We start from the raw sequence: 17,109 nt of genomic DNA on the forward strand, positions 1-17,109 counted from the left end.
GGGGCCCGGGCCCGCGGCTCGTGGCGCGCCCGCCGCGCGGTGCCGCGGGTCGCGGAGGCGCCGCGGGCAGCGGAGGCGCCGCCGGTCGCGGAGGCGCCTCCGGCCGCTACCTCTTCAGCGCCTTGCGCAGCCGCAGTGCGCGCCGCGCCAGGCGGCGGACCCTCGGGTGCCGGGGGAGCGGGATGCCGCCGGGCAGGTCGAGGACGGTGAGGCGGCGCCGGGTGAAGTGGTGCCGGGTGCGCTCGGCGAACGGCCCGGACAGGTGCCGGACGGCCGGCTCCCGCAGCTCCGGCCGGATCTTCGGCTGCATCGCGAAGCCGACCGCCGCGACCAGGTCGTTCAGCTGGTCCGTGCCGATCGCGCCGCCGTCCTCCGCACCGGCCTCCAGCGGCGGTACGACCACGTCCACCACGGTGAGCGGGATGCGGTTGCTGTTCTGGAACGGGGTGAGCCGTTCGAGCAGGCCGCGCGTACCGACCCGGGCGACCGGCAGTCCGTAGAAGGTCCGCGCGGTGAGCAGCGCCGTGGAGAAGCAGCCGACGACGAGGGCGGGCCGCAGCTCGCGGTAGAGCACTTCGGCGAGCACCGGCCGGTCCTCGACGGTCAGCTCGGCGCCGAGCGCCCTCGCCTCCTGGACCAGCGCCTTCGACCAGGTGTCGGGGGCCGTCGGGTGCGGCTTGAAGACGAGCCGCCGGTGGCCCCGGGCGACCGCGCCCCGGACCATGCGCAGGTGCAGTTCCTCCTCCTCGGCGGCGGTGAGCAGGTCGAGCGCCGCGAGGTACTGGCCGAGGAGCAGCACGGGCCCGTCCTCGGAGGCGGCCGTGGCGGCGGGCCCGGCCAGCTCGTCGACGCACTTGGTGAACGCCTCCGTCGGTACGGCCTCCGGCACCGCCCCGAACTCGGCGAGCAGCAGCGGCGCGAGACCGGGCACGAGGTCCAGGTGGAGCAGCCGGCCGACGCGTCCGCCGATCAGCGGGTCGATCTTGTTGCGGGTCGGCCCGTAGCTCATCAGACCGTCCGCGTACACGGTGACGGGTGCGTCGGGCAGCAGCTGGGCGATGGCGAGCGCGGGCGTGACCTGGAGGGATTCCAGGGCGAGTTCGACGTGGTCGTCGCCGAGGTCCCAGATCCTGCGCAGATGGCGCTGGAGGAGCGGCAGGTCGCTCGGCCGGGGGGTCCAGCCGCCCGGGTGGAGCGGGGAGATCGTCTCGTTCCACGACAGGACGGAGTCGAAGCGGCCGCGGAGCCCCTCGAAGCCCTCGGCCAGGTCCAGCGGCGGGGTCGTCTCCGGCACGGCCGCGTTGTTGGTGACGAGCAGGATGCGGCGGTCGGCGGGGCCGAAGGCGCCGCTGTCCAGGGCGGCGGCGATCGTCACCGCGCCGTAGAGGGTCGAGGCGCAGAAGATCTGGGTGGTCCGGCGGGTGCTCACGCGGCCACCTCCGCGGCGGCCGGACCGGCACCGGCGCCCGGGCCCGTGCCCGGTGCCGGCGGCGGTGCCGGGCGGCGCCGCCGCAGTCTCCGCAGCATCGTCGCGCGGTCCCCGCCCATCGCCGTGAGGGCCTCGTCGAGGACGTCCTGCGGCATGCGCCGCAGCGCGCCCGCGCTCATCGCCTTCAACTGGCGGGCGACGTCGGGCTCGAAACGTTCGATGGAGCCGATGTGATGGGAAATCACCGCGCAATAGGTGCGCACGGCTTTCGGGAGAAGGAGGTCGGCATTCGCGTCCTTGGCCGTTTCCTCGATCACCTGGTCGAATGCGCGGATGAAATCCAATTGCCGTACGTCGCCGATCTGGGTGAGTGAGGTCGCCACGCCGCGCCGGTAGAAGACGCCGAGTTCGCCGATCGCGGCGAACGATTCCGCCTCGCGGTGCAGCCGCCAGATCCACGGCCGGTCCTCGGCGGTCCGCAGCCCGTGGGTGAAGTGCAGCAGACCGCGGTCGAGGAGTCGGCGGTGGTAGATCCCCGCCCAGGCGTACGGGTAGTCGACCGAGGTCGTCCGGTGCGCGGGCAGGATCGCCTCCCGCGGGTTGAGCACCTCGCCGCGCCGGGCGACGGGAGCCCGTCGGATGCCGCGGTTCCGGCCGGTGACGGAGACGTGGTCGGTGCGCACGAAGTCGCAGCCGAGCTCCTCCGCGGCGGTGACCAGGCGGGCGTAGTGGCCGGGGGCGAGCCAGTCGTCCCCGTCCAGGAAGGTGAGGTACTCGCCGCGGGCGGCGTCGAGGCCGGTGTTCCGGGCGGTGGCGAGGCCTCCGTTGTGCTCGTGCCTGATCAGGACGGCACCCGGGATGTCGCGCGCGGCCCGCTCGAGGATCTCCGGGGTCCCGTCCGACGAGCAGTCGTCGACGAGCAGGAACTCGAAGTCCTTCCGGGCGTTGGCCCGCAGGCTCGTGAGGGTGTCGGGGGCGTATGTCTGCACGTTGAAGAACGGCACGACGACGGAGAGCTTGACCACGCGGTTGACGCTAGGCGCCGTCCCGGCATTCCCACCGACCGTTGGGCATCCCTTCGGTGAACACGAAGCGGCGGGCCGATTAACCGCCTTTCCCGACAGGGAAATCCGGCCCCGATACGTCCGGTTCCCGACCCGCTTCAACAGGAGGAGAGGCTCTGTTCACCGTTTGTTGTGTCTCAGTTGGGCCGAAAAGCGGAATGCCCTTCTAGCGTCCTCGGCGTGCCAGCAAGTACCAGAGAAGCGGTACGGGTCGCCGTACTCGCCGACTCCGACACCCGGTGGAAATGGGGCGCCCTCACGGCGCGCCGCATCACCACGGCGACCGCCGAACCCACCGGATTCGTCCTGCGCGGACGGGCGACCCCCACCGAACGCCAGCTCGCCGAGACCGGGGTGTCCACCGCCACCCCGCGCGAGGTGACGGGTGCGGAGTTCCTGCGCGCGGTACGGGAGGCGGAGGCGCGCGGCGAGGGGTTCGACGTCGTCGTCCTCGCGCTCGTCGGCGGCACCGTACGGGCCGTCCTGCAGGGTCTCGCCGACCTGGGTCTCGAACGGCGTCCCGTGGTCGTCACCGGCTATGTCGGCGTCGTCTACGAGAAGCTGACCGACGGTCTGCTGCTGCGCCACGGAGCCGATGTCGTCCTCGCCAACTCCCTGCACGACGCGGAGCGTTTCCGTGCCGTGTACGAGGGAGTGGGCGCCGGGGCCGGCTCGGTCGTCGAGGCGGCCCTGCCCTTCCTGGGCGGCGCCCCGTACGCCCCGGAGGCCGGCCGCGACACCCTCGTCTTCGCCGCCCAGCCGTCCGTGCCGGTCACCCGGACCGAACGCGCCTACGTACTGAGGCGCCTGATCGAGCACGCCCGGCTCCACCCGGGCCGCGAGGTGCTCCTCAAGCTCCGCTCCAAGCCGGGCGAGCACACCACGCACCTGGAGGAGTTCCCGTTCCAGAAGCTGGTCCGCGAGCTCGACCCGCCGGCCAACTTCTCGCTGGTCTACGGGCACATGGGCGAGGTCCTCGACCGTACCGACCTGCTCGTGACCGTCTCCTCGACGGCCGCCCTCGAAGCGCTGCACCGCCGCATCCCCACCGCGATCCTCACCGACCTCGGGGTCCGCGAGGTGCTGGGCAACCACCACTTCGTCGGCTCCGGTCTGCTCGCCTCCTTCGACCGGCTCGACAAGGGGCTCGCCCCGGCACCCGACGAGACCTGGCTCGCCCGGCAGGGCGTCGCCTCCGACGGCTCGTACGACGCGGCCTTCGACGCGGCCCGCGACCGGGTCACCGAGCTCCTGGCGCTCCCCGCGCTCCCCCCGATCACCCCCTACTACACGACGGAGACGGCGCCCGGGTACCTGCCCGGGATCCTCGCCCGCCACCGCCTGGACGTCACCGCCCCGGAGCCCCGCGAGAGCGGCCTCCGCCGGGTCGTCCGGGAGGCCGCGCGGGGCGCGTACCGCCACGGCGTGCAACGCGTCGCCCCCGTCATCCGCCGTCTGGGAGAACTCTGATGACCACCACCGTGCTCGCCGTGATCCCCGCGAGGGGCGGTTCGAAGGGCGTGCCCGCCAAGAACCTCGCCCCGGTGGCCGGAGTACCCCTGGTCGCCCGCGCCGTCCGGGCCTGCCTCGGCGCCCGGACCGTCACCCACGTCGTGGTCTCCACCGACGACGCCGGCATCGCGGCCGCCGCCCGGACCGCGGGGGCCGAGGCCGTGCGGCGCCCCGCCGAGATCGCCGGCGACACCGCCACCAGCGAGGCCGCGGTCCTGCACGCCATGGACGCCTTCGAGGCCACCCACGGCCGCCCGGCCGACGTGGTCCTCCTCGTCCAGTGCACCAGCCCCTTCCTCAGCTCCGCCGAGGTCGCCGAGACCGTCGAGCGCATCACCTCCGGTGCCGCCGACACGGCCTTCACGGCCGCCCCGTCGCACGGCTTCCTCTGGCGCGAGACGGTCGAGGACGGTGCCACCGGCGTCAACCACGACAAGGCGCACCGCCCCCGCCGCCAGGACCGCGAGCCCGAGTACCTGGAGACCGGCGCCGTCTACGCGATGGACGGGGCCGGCTTCCGCACCCACCGGCACCGCTTCTTCGGCCGTACGGCGCTCGTCGTCACCGACCCCGCCCGGGTCCTGGAGATCGACGACCCGCACGACCTGGCCCGCGCCCGTGTCCTCGCGCCGCTCCTCGACACCCCGGCCACCCCCGGCTTCGCGGACGTCGACGCCGTCGTCCTCGACTTCGACGGCACGCAGACCGACGACCGGGTCCACCTGGACGCGGAGGGACGCGAGTTCGTCTCCGCGCACCGCGGCGACGGCCTCGGCATCGCCGCCCTGCGCCGCGCGGGACTGCCCGTCCTCATCCTCTCCACCGAGCAGAACGCCGTCGTCGCCGCCCGCGCCCGCAAGCTCAAGATCCCCGTCCTGCACGGCATCGACCGCAAGGACCGGGCCCTCAAGGAGTGGTGCGAGGCGGAGGGCATCGACCCGCAGCGCGTGCTCTACGCCGGAAACGACGTCAACGACCTTCCGTGCTTCCACCTCGTCGGCTGGCCCGTCGCGGTGAGCAGCGCACACGACTCCGTACGGGCCGCGGCCCGCGCGGTCACCGTCACCCCGGGTGGCTCGGGGGCGATCCGCGAGATCGCCGCCTGGCTCCTCGGACCCGAGCTCGACACCCCCAACTCCTAAGGACCGGCACCATGAACACCCGTATCCGCACCCTCGGCGACAAGACCGCAGGCCCGGGCCACTCCGTCTACATCACCGGCGAGATCGGCATCAACCACAACGGTGACCTCGACAACGCGTTCGCGCTGATCGACGTGGCCGCCGAGGCCGGCTGCGACGCCGTCAAGTTCCAGAAGCGCACCCCCGAGATCTGCACCCCGCGCGACCAGTGGGACATCGAGCGGGACACCCCCTGGGGCCGGATGACGTACATCGACTACCGTCACCGCGTCGAGTTCGACGAGACCCAGTACCGCGCCATCGACGAGCACTGCAAGAAGCGCGGCATCGACTGGTTCGCCTCCCCGTGGGACACCGAGGCCGTCGCCTTCCTCGAGAAGTTCGACGTCCCGGCCCACAAGGTCGCCTCGGCCTCCCTCACCGACGACGAGCTGCTCCGCTCGCTGCGCGCCACCGGCCGTACGGTCATCCTCTCCACCGGCATGTCGACGCCGGCGCAGATCCGTCACGCCGTCGAGGTCCTCGGCAGCGCGAACATCCTGCTCTGCCACGCCACCTCGACCTACCCGGCCAAGGCCGAGGAGCTCAACCTGCGCGTCATCCAGACGCTGCAGGAGGAGTACCCGAACGTCCCGATCGGCTACTCCGGCCACGAGACCGGCCTCCAGACCACGCTGGCCGCCGTCGCCCTCGGCGCCACCTTCGTCGAGCGCCACATCACCCTCGACCGCGCCATGTGGGGCTCCGACCAGGCCGCCTCCGTCGAGCCCCAGGGCCTGCAGCGCCTGGTCCGCGACATCCGCACCATCGAGGCCGCCCTCGGCGACGGCGTCAAGAAGGTCTACGAGTCGGAGCTCGGCCCGATGAAGAAGCTCCGCCGGGTCCAGGGGCTCGTCGCCGCATGACCGGGCAGCTGGCGTTCGTCGAGAGCCCGGTCCAGCTCCTCAACGTCCTGGAATGGGCGCACACCCAGGCTCCCGCCACGGGCGCGCCCTCCGCGGCAGCCGCCGGCCCGCACGGTCCGGCGGACGCCGTGCCCGCCGGCGCGGTCACCGCGGCGCCCGACGCCCCGGACGCCGGCGCGTCCGTGCGGGCGCCCCGCTCGACGGACGCCACCCAGGGTGCGGCACGGCCCGCACCCGCCCTGACGGTCGTCGTCCTCTCGCCGACCGACCCCATGTCGCGGGGCCAGCTGCGCCGGATGGCCCAGCTGGCCCGCGACGAGGGCCTCACCGTCCACTGGCAGGAGGCCCGCGGCGGCCGGGGCGCGCTCGTCCGCACCCTGCGGGAGCTCGCCCGGCCGCTGCGCTCGGCGGAGCGGGTGATCATCGGCGATCCGTTCTCCCGGTACGTCCAGCTCCTTCTCACCCTCTTCGCCCCCCGGCATCTGACCGTGGTCGACGACGGCACCGCCACCATGGAGTACGCCGCCCAGATCGGCCGTGGCGAGCGCCTGGTGCGCTGGCACCGGAGGAGCAGCGGTCTCGACCCGCGCGAGCTGGTGCTCGCCCCGGTGACCCTGCTCGCCAAGAAGCGCCTCGCCCCGGCCTCCGGCCGCACGGTGGAGATCTTCACCTCGCTGCCCGTCGAGGCCCCCGAGGGCATCACGGTCACCGAGAACTCCTACGCCTGGACCCGGTCGCGCTTCGGCCCGCCGCTGCTCACCCGCGGCGCGGACCTGGTGGGGACCTCGTTGGTGGAGACGGGGGTGGTCGACGCCGACCACTACGACCGGGTGGTGGCGGAACTCGCCCGTACCCACGGTGCCACCCGCTACTTCGCGCACCGCAGGGAGAGCGCCGAGAAGCTGCACCGGATCGCGGTCGAGACGGGCCTGCAGGTGGTCCGCCCGGAGCTTCCCCTGGAGCTGATCGCCCGCCGCGGCCCGATCGGGCGCACGGTCGTCAGCTTCCCCTCGACGGTCGTGCACACCCTGCCGCTGGCCCTCGCCGGCACCGGGGTGAAGGTCGCGGTCTGCGAGATCTCGCCCGAGTGGCTGCGGGCCACCGCCTCGCCGCGGGCCCAGGGCTTCCTGTCCGGGGTGACGGGCACGGCGGCCCACGAGGTAGACCGGCTGACCTCGCGGGCGGCGACCCCGACCGATCGGCTCGAATTCGGCTGAGCGTACCCATATGGAACGGGCTTCATGCCTGTCGAACCGAGATTCTTTCCCCTAACGGGCTGAACTTTTCGTGATCAACGGGCAGTTGACCTCTCCGGAGGCCTACCCTTCAAAGGGTGAACCAGTTGAAGTCCCGTGAGCCAGGCTCCGTCACCCTGCCCGGAACGCTGTCCGAACCCCTGCGCGTCGAACTGATCGCCTTCCGCAGGGACTTGCACATGCACCCCGAGCTCGGGAACCAGGAGTTCCGTACGACCGCCGCGCTCAAGGCCCGCCTGGAGGCGGCCGGCCTCGCGCCGAAGGTCCTGCCGGGCGGCACCGGGCTCATCTGTGACGTCGGCACCCCGGACCCCGCGCGGCCGATGCTCGCGATCCGGGCCGATCTCGACGCGCTGCCCATCCCCGACGTCAAGACGGTCGCCTACCACTCCACCGTGGCCAACCGCGCGCACGCCTGCGGACACGACGTCCACACCACCACCGTCCTCGGCGCCGGGCTCGTCCTCGCCGAGCTGGACCGGCAGGGCCTCCTCCCCGCCGCCGTGCGGCTGCTCTTCCAGCCCGCCGAGGAGGTCCTCCCCGGCGGCGCGGCCGATGCCATCGAGGCCGGCGTCCTGGACGGCGTCGGCCGGATCATCGCCGTCCACTGCGACCCCAGGGTGGACGCCGGGAAGATCGGGCTCCGCACCGGCGCCATCACCTCCGCCTGCGACCGGCTGGAGATCACGCTCGACGGCCCCGGCGGCCACACCGCCCGCCCGCACCTGACCACCGACCTGGTCACCGCGGCCGCCCGGGTCGCCGTCGACGTCCCCGCCGTCCTGTCCCGCCGCGTCGACGCCCGCTCGGGGCTCTCGGTCACCTGGGGCCGTATCGAGTCCGGCCACGCCTGCAACGTCATCCCGCAGCACGCCGAGCTCTCCGGCACCGTCCGCTGCCTCGACCTGCCCACCTGGCGGGAGGCGCCCGACCTGGTGCACGCGGCCGTCGACGAGATCGCGACCCTGCACCGGGCCAAGTCGACCGTGACCTATGTGCGCGGTGTCCCCCCGGTCGTCAACGACCCGGCCGTCACCGAGCTGATCCAGGCCGCGATGACCGCCCGCCGCGGGCCGTACGCGATCGAGGACACCGAGCAGAGCCTCGGCGGCGAGGACTTCTCCTGGTACCTGGAGCATGTGCCCGGCGCCATGGCCCGCCTCGGTGTCCGCACCCCCGGTGACACCCGGGTCCGTGACCTCCACGCCGGCGACTTCGACGTGGACGAGCGCTGCATCGAGGCCGCGGTGGAGCTGTTCACGGCGGCGGCACTGCTCGACGCGGCGCCAAAGCACTGATTTCAGGCCAAACGGCATCCTCGATTCCGGCCGGACGGACCCTTCATCCGTCCGGTCGAGCGATGTCCCCCCTTCGGTCCAACAGCCCGGCGTGGCGCCCCGGAACCCTCGTTCCGGCGCCCGGACCCGCAGATATAACCGGCGGTACCGGGCCGAACGCCCCCGGTCGCCTCGACTGGCCGGTTCGCGACGATCCGATAACGACTCATGAACGGGTCTTTAACTGACATCTACGCGCGTTACGATCGCCGCGAAACCAGCGCCGGAAGAGGCGCTTTCGGTCAGTCTTGAAGGGACCCTCCTCTTGCGCCGGATCACCAGGATCACGACCGTGGGCATCGCCTCCGCGGCGCTCGCCCTCTCCGCCACCGCGTGTGGCAAGTCTTCGACGGACTCCGGCTCCAGCCCGAGCTCGGACTCGAAGGCGACGAAGGCCGCCATCGCGTACGACATCGGTGGCCGCGGCGACCAGTCGTTCAACGACGCCGCCTACGCCGGCCTCAAGAAGGCCGAGGACGAGCTCGGCGTCAAGGGTGCCGAGGCCGAGCCCTCCGAGGGCGAGGGCGACGCCGACAAGGTGCAGCGCCTGACCGCTCTCGCCCGCGCCGGGAACAACCCGGTCATCGGCGTCGGCTTCGCCTACGCCCCGGCCATCGAGAAGGTCGCCAAGGCCTACCCGAAGACCACCTTCGGCCTCATCGACGACACGTCGAAGACCGGCCCGAACATCGCCAACCTCGTCTTCAACGAGGAGCAGGGCTCCTACCTGGCCGGCGTCGCCGCCGCCAAGGCGTCCAAGAGCGGCACGGTCGGCTTCATCGGCGGTGTCGAGGTTCCGCTGATCAAGAAGTTCGAGGCGGGCTTCGCGCAGGGCGTCAAGGACACCAACCCCAACGCCAAGGTGCTCGTCCAGTACCTGACCCAGCCGCCGAACTTCGACGGCTTCTCGAAGCCCGACCTCGGCAAGGCCGCCGCGGAGGGCCAGCTCGACAAGGGCGCCGACGTGATCTACGCCGCCGCCGGTCTGGCCGGCTCCGGTGCGATCGAGGCCGCCCACGCCGCCGGCAAGTGGGCGATCGGTGTCGACTCCGACCAGTACAACCAGCCGGGTCTGGCCTCGTACAAGGACAGCATCCTGACCTCGGTCACCAAGGACGTCTCGGACTCCGTCTTCAACGTGATCAAGTCGGTCAAGGACGGCAAGCCGCAGTCCGGTGAGGTCCGCTACGGTCTCGCCACGGACGGCGTCGCCCTCGCCGACTCCAACCCGAAGTACAAGGAGATGAAGGACCTCATCGCCGCGGTGGACAAGGCGAAGAAGGACATCATCGACGGCAAGATCACGGTCAAGACCGCTCCGTAAGGACGTACTGGTCAACGACCCAAGGCCCGGCAGCGGTGGCAGCCCCATCGTTGCCGGGCCCCATTCCCGTACGGGTTTTCATTTTTCGGCAGCGCTACGCGTGTAGATGTCTCCCTGGCACGATAACTTCACCCCGCCCTGCCCTCCCGCTCCCACTCCTTCCGGCCAAGGAGAGTGCGTCATCAACGCGTCCAGCCCCCCTGCCGTAGAACTGCACGGCATCACCAAGCGATTTCCCGGCGTCGTCGCCAACAAGGACATCGCGATCACAGTCCGCAAGGGCACTGTGCACGCCCTCATCGGCGAGAACGGTGCCGGCAAGTCGACCCTCATGAAGATCCTCTACGGCATGCAGAAGCCGGACGAGGGCACCATCGCGGTCGACGGCCAGCAGGTCACCTTCTCCAGCCCCGGTGACGCCATCGCGCGCGGCATCGGCATGGTGCACCAGCACTTCATGCTCGCCGACAACCTCACCGTCCTGGAGAACGTCGTCCTGGGCGGCGAGAAGCTCTACGGCATCGGCGCCAAGGCGCGGAAGAAGATCCAGGAGATCTCCGACGCGTACGGCCTCGGGGTCCGCCCCGACGCCCTCGTCGAGGACCTCGGCGTCGCCGACCGCCAGCGCGTGGAGATCCTCAAGGTCCTCTACCGCGGAGCCAAGATCCTCATCCTCGACGAGCCGACCGCGGTGCTCGTCCCGCAGGAGGTCGACGCACTCTTCGACAACCTGCGCGAGCTCAAGTCCGAGGGCCTGACCGTCATCTTCATCTCGCACAAGCTGGGCGAGGTCCTGAAGGTCGCCGACGACATCACCGTCATCCGCCGGGGCACCACCGTCGGCACCGCCGACCCGAAGACCGCCACCACCAAGCAGCTCGCCGAGCTGATGGTCGGCAGCGAGCTGCCCTCGCCGGAGACCCGCGAGTCGACGGTCACCACCGTCCCGATGCTCCAGGTCCGGAACCTGACGCTGACCGAGGCCGGCGCCGTCGCCGCAACCCCGCTGACCAGCGCCGCACCGCCGGACCCGGCCAGGACCGTCGTCGTGCTCGAAGAGACGGCCGAGGGCCGCAAGCTCCTCGACGACATCTCGCTCACGATCCACAAGGGCGAGATCCTCGGCATCGCGGGTGTCGAGGGCAACGGCCAGACCGAACTCATCGAGACCCTCATGGGCATGGCGACCCCCGACTCGGGCGTCATCACCCTCGACGGCGCGGACATCTCCAAGGTCTCGGTGCGCAAGCGCCGCGAGGGCGGCATCGGCTACATCCCCGAGGACCGCCACCGCCACGGACTGCTCCTGGAGGCGCCCCTCTGGGAGAACCGCATCCTCGGCCACGTCTCCGAGGCGCCCAACTCCAAGCGCGGCATCCTCGACCCGAAGGCCGCCCGCAAGGACACCGAGCGGATCGTGCGCGAGTACGACGTGCGCACCCCCGGCATCGACGTCACCGCGGCCTCCCTGTCCGGCGGCAATCAGCAGAAGCTGATCGTCGGCCGCGAGATGAGCCACGCGCCCAAGTTCCTGATCGCCGCCCACCCCACCCGCGGTGTGGACGTCGGCGCGCAGGCGCAGATCTGGGACGCGATCCGGGACGCCCGCCGCGAGGGTCTCGCGGTGCTGCTGATCTCCGCCGACCTGGACGAGCTGATCGGCCTCTCCGACACCCTCCGGGTCATGTACCGCGGCAAGCTCGTCGCGGACGCCGACCCCGCCACCATCACGCCCGAGCAGCTGGGCTCCGCCATGACCGGCGCGGCCAGCGGCCAGCTCGAAGGCGCAGAGCAGCCCGAAGACGGTGACGCCCGATGATGAAGTTCGACAAGGACAAGTTGATCCTGGGCGCGGCGGGACCGGTGCTCGCCCTGGTCAGCTCGTTCCTGCTCACTGTCCTGGTGCTGCTCGCGACGGGTCTCGACCCGATCGAGCCGATCACGCTGATGATCGACAACGCCGGGTTCGCCGACATCCAGGTCCTGATCGTCAACCAGACGGGGATCTACTACCTGGCGGCCCTCGCCGTGGCCGTCGGTTTCCGGATGAACCTGTTCAACATCGGTGTCGACGGCCAGTACCGGCTCGCCGCGATGGTCTCGGCCCTCGTCGGCGCCTCGATCGAGCTGCCCGGCCCGCTGCACATCCTGGTGATCGTGCTCGTCGCGATGTTCACCGGTGCCTTCTGGGCCGGCATCGCCGGCATCCTCAAGACGACCCGCGGTGTCTCCGAGGTCGTCTCGACGATCATGCTGAACGCCATCGCGACCTCGCTGGTGGCCTGGCTGATCCTGCCGAAGAACTTCGGCGTCCAGCCGGAGGGCTCGAACAACCTCACCACCGGTGAGATCTCCGAGTCCGGCTGGTTCCCCGGCATCGACATGGGCGAGGGCAACGGAGTCATCTACGGCTTCACGTTCGTCGCGCTCGCGCTCGGCGTCGTCTACTGGTTCGTCCTCAACCGCACCCGGTTCGGCTTCGACCTGCGCGCCACCGGTGCCAGCGAGTCCGCCGCCCAGGCCAGCGGCGTCGACGCCAAGAAGATGATCCTCACCTCGATGCTGCTCTCGGGCGCGCTGGCCGGCCTCGCGGGCATGCCGACGCTGCTCGGCGAGTCCCACACGTACAGCCTCGACTTCCCCGTCGGCGTCGGCTTCACCGCCATCACCATCGCGCTGCTCGGCCGGAACCACCCGGTCGGCATCTTCTTCGCGGCCCTGCTCTTCGCGTTCCTCGACAAGGCCTCCTCGTCGCTGGACACCGAGGGCTACCCGAAGGAGATCACCAAGATCATGCAGGGCATCATCGTGATCGCGGTCGTCGTCTCGTACGAGCTCGTCCGCCGTTACGGCCTCCGCCGCCAGCAGCAGAAGGTCGGCGAGGAACTCGCCGCCGGCGGCGCCATCAAGACCGACAAGGAGGTCTCGGCATGAGCACCGGCACTGTCACCAAGCCGAGCGCCGCGCCCAAGGGCGGCGGACGCCGCAAGCTCACCCTGCCGTGGATCATGCTGATCGTCGCGGCCGGTCTCCTGCTCTTCTCCTTCGTCCGGGCGGTCTCCGGGGCCAACGACCTCACCTCGGTGGGTCAGGTCTCGGGTGCGCTCAAGCTCGCCGTGCCGATCGGCCTCGCCGGTCTCGGCGGTCTGTGGGCCGAGCGCGCGGGCGTCGTCAACATCGGTCTCGAAGGCATGATGGTGCTCGGCACCTGGTTCGGCGCCTGGGCCGGATACCAGTGGGGCCCGTGGACGGGTGTCCTCGTCGGTCTCCTCGGCGGTGCGCTGGGCGGTCTGCTGCACGCGGTCATCACCATCACGTTCAACGTGAACCACATCGTCTCCGGTGTGGCGGTCAACATCCTCGCGGTCGGCTTCACCCAGTACCTGTCGAACTTCACGTTCGCCGAGGCCGAGGGCGGCTCCTCCAAGCAGTCCCCGCGCATCGACCAGATCTACGAGATCACGGTGCCGGGTCTCTCGGACTGGCTGACGGATCTCCAGGGCAAGCACTGGTTCTTCATCTCCGACCTGGCCGGCATCCTCGGCGGTCTCGTGACGAACCTGTCGCTCCTGACGATCGTCGCCCTGCTGCTGGTCCCGGCCACCTGGTGGCTGCTCTGGCGCACCGCCTTCGGCCTGCGCCTGCGCTCCTGCGGTGAGAACCCGGTCGCCGCCGAGTCCCTCGGTGTGAACGTCTACAAGTACAAGTACATCGCCGTCGTCGTCTCCGGCGCCCTCGCGGGCCTCGGCGGCGCGTTCCTCGCGATCGTCTCCACCGGCATCTACCAGGAGGGCCAGACCGGCGGCCGCGGCTACATCGGTCTCGCCGCGATGATCTTCGGCAACTGGATGCCCGGCGGCATGGCGCTCGGTGCGGGCCTCTTCGGCTTCACCGACAGCCTCAAGCTCCGCGGCGGCGCCGAGAACGTCCACGCGCTGCTGCTGCTGGTCGCCGTGCTCCTGCTGATCGCCGCCCTGTGGCAGCTGTACAAGAAGAAGTACGTGGTCGGCGTGATCTCCGCGGCCTTCTCCGGCGGCTTCTTCCTCTGGTACGCGCTGACCGACGAGGTCCCGAGCCAGTTCGTCGACGCGGCCCCGTACATCACCACCCTGCTCGTGCTCGCCCTGTCGGCGCAGCGCCTGCGCATGCCGAAGGCGGACGGCCTGCCGTACCGCAAGGGCCAGGGCAAGTGACGACCGCCCTCCCCGAGGCCGACTGGGAGGCGCTGCGGGTCACGGCGCGCGAGGCCATGGCCCGCGCGTACGCCCCGTACTCGGGCTTCCCGGTCGGTGCGGCGGCCCGCGTCGAGGACGGGCGGACGGTCTCCGGCTGCAACGTGGAGAACGCCTCGTACGGCCTCAGCCTGTGCGCCGAGTGCGGGCTCGTCTCGGAGCTCCAGGCGACCGGCGGCGGGCGCCTCACGCACTTCGTGTGCGTGGACGGCCGGGGCGAGTGCCTGGTGCCGTGCGGCCGCTGCCGGCAGCTGCTGTACGAGTTCGGTGGGCCCGAGCTCGTCCTGGAGACACCCGCCGGGTTCCTGACGCTCGCCGAGATGCTGCCGCAGGCGTTCGGCCCGGACCACCTCGCGAAGTGAACCTCGGAGCGGCCCTTCCGGCACGATGGGAAGGGCCGCTCCTCCTTTCCCCCTCTATGCGCGTAGAAAGAGGCACCACCATGGACGTCATCTCCGTCATCCGCACGAAGCGGGACAAGGGCGAGCTGAGCCCGGAGCAGATCGACTGGGTCATCGACGCCTACACCCGCGGTGCGGTCGCCGACGAGCAGATGTCCGCCCTGGCCATGGCCATCCTGCTGAACGGCATGAACCGCGCGGAGATCGCCCGCTGGACGGCGGCCATGATCGCCTCCGGCGAGCGCATGAACTTCGACTCGCTCTCCCGCCCCACCGCCGACAAGCACTCCACCGGCGGCGTCGGCGACAAGATCACCCTCCCGCTCGCCCCGCTCGTCGCCGCCTGCGGCGCGGCCGTACCGCAGCTCTCCGGCCGCGGCCTCGGCCACACCGGTGGCACGCTCGACAAGCTGGAGTCCATCCCGGGCTGGCGCGCGCTGCTCTCCAACGAGGAGATGCTGCACGTCCTCGACACCACCGGCGCGGTCATCTGCGCGGCGGGCGACGGTCTGGCGCCGGCGGACAAGAAGCTGTACGCGCTCCGCGACGTCACGGGCACCGTGGAGGCCATCCCGCTGATCGCCTCCTCGATCATGTCGAAGAAGATCGCCGAGGGCACCGGCTCCCTGGTCCTCGACGTCAAGGTCGGCACCGGCGCCTTCATGAAGAACATCGAGGACGCCCGTGAGCTGGCCTCCACGATGGTCGGTCTCGGCACCGACAGCGGGGTGAAGACGGTCGCGCTGCTCACCGACATGTCCACGCCGCTCGGCCTCACCGCGGGCAACGCCCTGGAGGTCCGCGAGTCGGTCGAGGTCCTCGCCGGCGGCGGCCCGGCGGACGTCGTCGAGCTGACGATCGCACTGGCCCGCGAGATGCTCGAAGCGGCCGGCATCAAGGACGCGGACCCGGCGAAGGCGCTGGCCGACGGCTCGGCGATGGACCACTGGCGCCGGATGATCGCGGCCCAGGGCGGCGACCCGGACGCGGCCCTGCCGGTGGCCCGCGAGCAGCACGTCGTCACGGCCCCGTCCTCCGGCGTCCTGACCCGTCTCGACGCCTACGACATCGGCATCGCCGCCTGGCGTCTGGGCGCGGGCCGCGCCCGCAAGGAGGACCCGGTGCAGGCCGGCGCCGGCGTCGAGCTGCACGCGAAGCCGGGCGACACGGTGACGGCTGGCCAGCCCCTCGTCACCCTCCACACGGACACCCCGGAGAAGTTCGACTACGCGCTGCAGTCGCTGGGCTCGGCCTGGGACATCGCGGCCGCGGGCACGGAGTTCACCCCGAACCCGATCGTCCTGGACCGCATCGCGTAGTGGCCTGATCGACGCTGGCATGTGCCAGTGACACCTTCGGGTGAACGGGACCGGCGGACCTCCGCCGGTCCCGTCCGTCTGGGGGGAGCCGAAGGGAGACGTCTACCGCGTCCTCCGCGCCGTGCCGTTCGGCGAGGACATCCACCTCCCCGCCCCCTTCGGCCTCGCCCTCGACACCGCCGAGTTCCCCGTCAGCTGAGCAGCCCCGTCAGCTCCCGCATGTGCTCGAAGACCACCGTGCCCGGGCCCGTCAGCCGGGCCGCCGGGGTCAGGCCGCCGGTGTAGCCGAAGGCGCGCATCCCGGCCGCCCGGGCCGCCCGCACGCCGTACGGGCTGTCCTCGACCACCGCGCAGCGCTCCGGCGGGACGCCCATCGCGGCCGCCGCGTGCAGGAAGAGGTCCGGGGCCGGCTTGCCCCGGGCGACGTCGCGGGCGCTGAACATCCGGCCCTCGAAACGGTCCAGGAGGCCGGTGCGGCCGAGGTTCTTCCGGATGGAGGCGTGGCTGCCGTTGGAGGCGAGACAGTACGGCACGGCCAGCGCGTCCAGAAGATCCGTGACGCCTTCCACGGCCGTCAGTTCCGCGTCCAGGGCGTCCTCGTACCGCTGCGTGAAGGGCGCCTGCCAGCCGGGCCGCAGCGGGCGGCCCCGGCGCTCCTCCACGATCGTGGTGAGCATGTCGTGCGGGGAGCCGACGAAGTACTCGATCATCTCCGCCTCGGTGAACTCCGCCCCGAGGCTCGCGAACACCTCGCGGTCCACGCGGCAGTAGATCCGCTCGCTGTCCACCAGGACACCGTCGCAGTCGAAGATCACCAGTTCGGCGGGCTCAGGATTCATGGTCCCGACCCTAAGGCCGAAGCGATCACCGATGAGTTCCGGTCCGGGAGCCGGTCTCAAGCCGTGTGGACACCAGTCGACCGCTCGTCGTGACCCTGCCCGCCCGCCCCACGAGGGACGAGGTGGTGCGTCTCTGTGCCGAGCTCGGGGCCGCGCCGCCCGGGGACGTGGTCTGCGAGGTCGGCGCGCTCGCGCCCGCCGACCTCGCCGCCGTCGACGCCCTCGCCCGGCTGAAACTCGCCGCCGGACGCAGCGGTCACCGGATCCGGTTCCACGGAGCGGGGCCCGACCTGCGGGCCCTGCTCCTGCTCACCGGTCTCGACGGGACCCTGGGTCCCGTCTGACGACA

16 protein-coding genes are annotated in these 17,109 nt (G+C 71.4%); 13 read left to right on the forward strand and 3 right to left on the reverse strand.

The genetic code is table 11. The features are described 5' to 3' along the window. Positions 1–106: 106 nt before the first annotated feature. Entirely contained in the window at positions 107–1,429 is a 1,323-nt protein-coding gene (locus tag OG392_RS22625; protein WP_329282233.1) for a polysialyltransferase family glycosyltransferase, read from the reverse strand. Further along, positions 1,426–2,454: a glycosyltransferase family 2 protein gene (locus tag OG392_RS22630; protein ID WP_329282235.1), complete on the reverse strand. Its 1,029-nt coding sequence runs from the start codon at positions 2,452–2,454 to the stop codon at positions 1,426–1,428. Before OG392_RS22630 ends, OG392_RS22625 begins: the two co-directional genes overlap by 4 nt. Before the next feature lie 219 nt (positions 2,455–2,673). Between OG392_RS22630 and OG392_RS22635 the strand changes: the two genes are divergently transcribed. From OG392_RS22635 to OG392_RS22690, 12 genes are all read left to right on the forward strand, one after another. Next, on the forward strand, positions 2,674–3,963 hold the full coding sequence (locus tag OG392_RS22635) for a DUF6716 putative glycosyltransferase (RefSeq protein WP_329282237.1): 1,290 nt from the start codon (positions 2,674–2,676) through the stop codon (positions 3,961–3,963). Beyond that, positions 3,963–5,147, forward strand: a complete 1,185-nt coding sequence (locus OG392_RS22640; RefSeq protein WP_329282239.1) for an acylneuraminate cytidylyltransferase — start codon at positions 3,963–3,965, stop codon at positions 5,145–5,147. Before OG392_RS22635 ends, OG392_RS22640 begins: the two co-directional genes overlap by 1 nt. An 11-nt stretch (positions 5,148–5,158) precedes the next feature. Further along, complete coding sequence (locus OG392_RS22645) at positions 5,159–6,052, forward strand: N-acetylneuraminate synthase family protein (protein ID WP_030318398.1); 894 nt, start codon at positions 5,159–5,161, stop codon at positions 6,050–6,052. After that, complete coding sequence (locus tag OG392_RS22650; protein ID WP_329282241.1) at positions 6,049–7,269, forward strand: hypothetical protein; 1,221 nt, start codon at positions 6,049–6,051, stop codon at positions 7,267–7,269. The genes OG392_RS22645 and OG392_RS22650 overlap by 4 nt, the downstream gene beginning before the upstream one ends. Before the next feature lie 116 nt (positions 7,270–7,385). Then, on the forward strand, positions 7,386–8,606 hold the full coding sequence (locus OG392_RS22655) for an amidohydrolase (RefSeq protein ID WP_329282244.1): 1,221 nt from the start codon (positions 7,386–7,388) through the stop codon (positions 8,604–8,606). A gap of 304 nt (positions 8,607–8,910) precedes the next feature. After that, entirely contained in the window at positions 8,911–9,969 is a 1,059-nt protein-coding gene (locus tag OG392_RS22660) for a BMP family lipoprotein (RefSeq protein ID WP_329282246.1), read from the forward strand. 106 nt (positions 9,970–10,075) lie between these two features. Further along, the gene (locus OG392_RS22665; RefSeq protein ID WP_329282248.1) at positions 10,076–11,788 is read left to right on the forward strand and encodes an ABC transporter ATP-binding protein; all 1,713 of its coding nucleotides are present in this window, start codon (positions 10,076–10,078) and stop codon (positions 11,786–11,788) included. After that, on the forward strand, positions 11,785–12,903 hold the full coding sequence (locus OG392_RS22670) for an ABC transporter permease (RefSeq protein WP_329282250.1): 1,119 nt from the start codon (positions 11,785–11,787) through the stop codon (positions 12,901–12,903). The genes OG392_RS22665 and OG392_RS22670 overlap by 4 nt, the downstream gene beginning before the upstream one ends. Further along, on the forward strand, positions 12,900–14,162 hold the full coding sequence (locus tag OG392_RS22675) for an ABC transporter permease (protein ID WP_329282252.1): 1,263 nt from the start codon (positions 12,900–12,902) through the stop codon (positions 14,160–14,162). Before OG392_RS22670 ends, OG392_RS22675 begins: the two co-directional genes overlap by 4 nt. After that, positions 14,159–14,563 carry a cytidine deaminase gene (locus OG392_RS22680; RefSeq protein ID WP_329282254.1) on the forward strand — a complete coding sequence of 135 codons (405 nt, stop codon included), beginning with the start codon at positions 14,159–14,161 and terminating at the stop codon, positions 14,561–14,563. Before OG392_RS22675 ends, OG392_RS22680 begins: the two co-directional genes overlap by 4 nt. Before the next feature lie 80 nt (positions 14,564–14,643). Then, the gene (locus tag OG392_RS22685) at positions 14,644–15,921 is read left to right on the forward strand and encodes a thymidine phosphorylase (RefSeq protein WP_329282256.1); all 1,278 of its coding nucleotides are present in this window, start codon (positions 14,644–14,646) and stop codon (positions 15,919–15,921) included. A gap of 40 nt (positions 15,922–15,961) precedes the next feature. Continuing rightward, a complete protein-coding gene (locus tag OG392_RS22690) occupies positions 15,962–16,120 on the forward strand; it encodes a hypothetical protein (RefSeq protein WP_329282258.1) in 159 nt (52 codons plus the stop codon). Here OG392_RS22690 and OG392_RS22695 read toward each other — a convergent pair. Further along, positions 16,113–16,760: an HAD family hydrolase gene (locus tag OG392_RS22695; RefSeq protein ID WP_329282260.1), complete on the reverse strand. Its 648-nt coding sequence runs from the start codon at positions 16,758–16,760 to the stop codon at positions 16,113–16,115. The two genes, OG392_RS22690 and OG392_RS22695, sit on opposite strands and share 8 nt — an antisense overlap. 65 nt (positions 16,761–16,825) lie before the next feature. Here OG392_RS22695 and OG392_RS22700 point away from each other — a divergent pair, with 65 nt between their 5' ends. Then, positions 16,826–17,104 (forward strand): STAS domain-containing protein, encoded by a 279-nt coding sequence (locus OG392_RS22700; protein ID WP_329282261.1) that lies wholly within the window; start codon positions 16,826–16,828, stop codon positions 17,102–17,104. Positions 17,105–17,109 lie beyond the last annotated feature (5 nt).

Origin of the sequence: Streptomyces sp. NBC_00691 (genome assembly GCF_036226665.1) — a bacterium.
Taxonomy (GTDB): domain Bacteria; phylum Actinomycetota; class Actinomycetes; order Streptomycetales; family Streptomycetaceae; genus Streptomyces.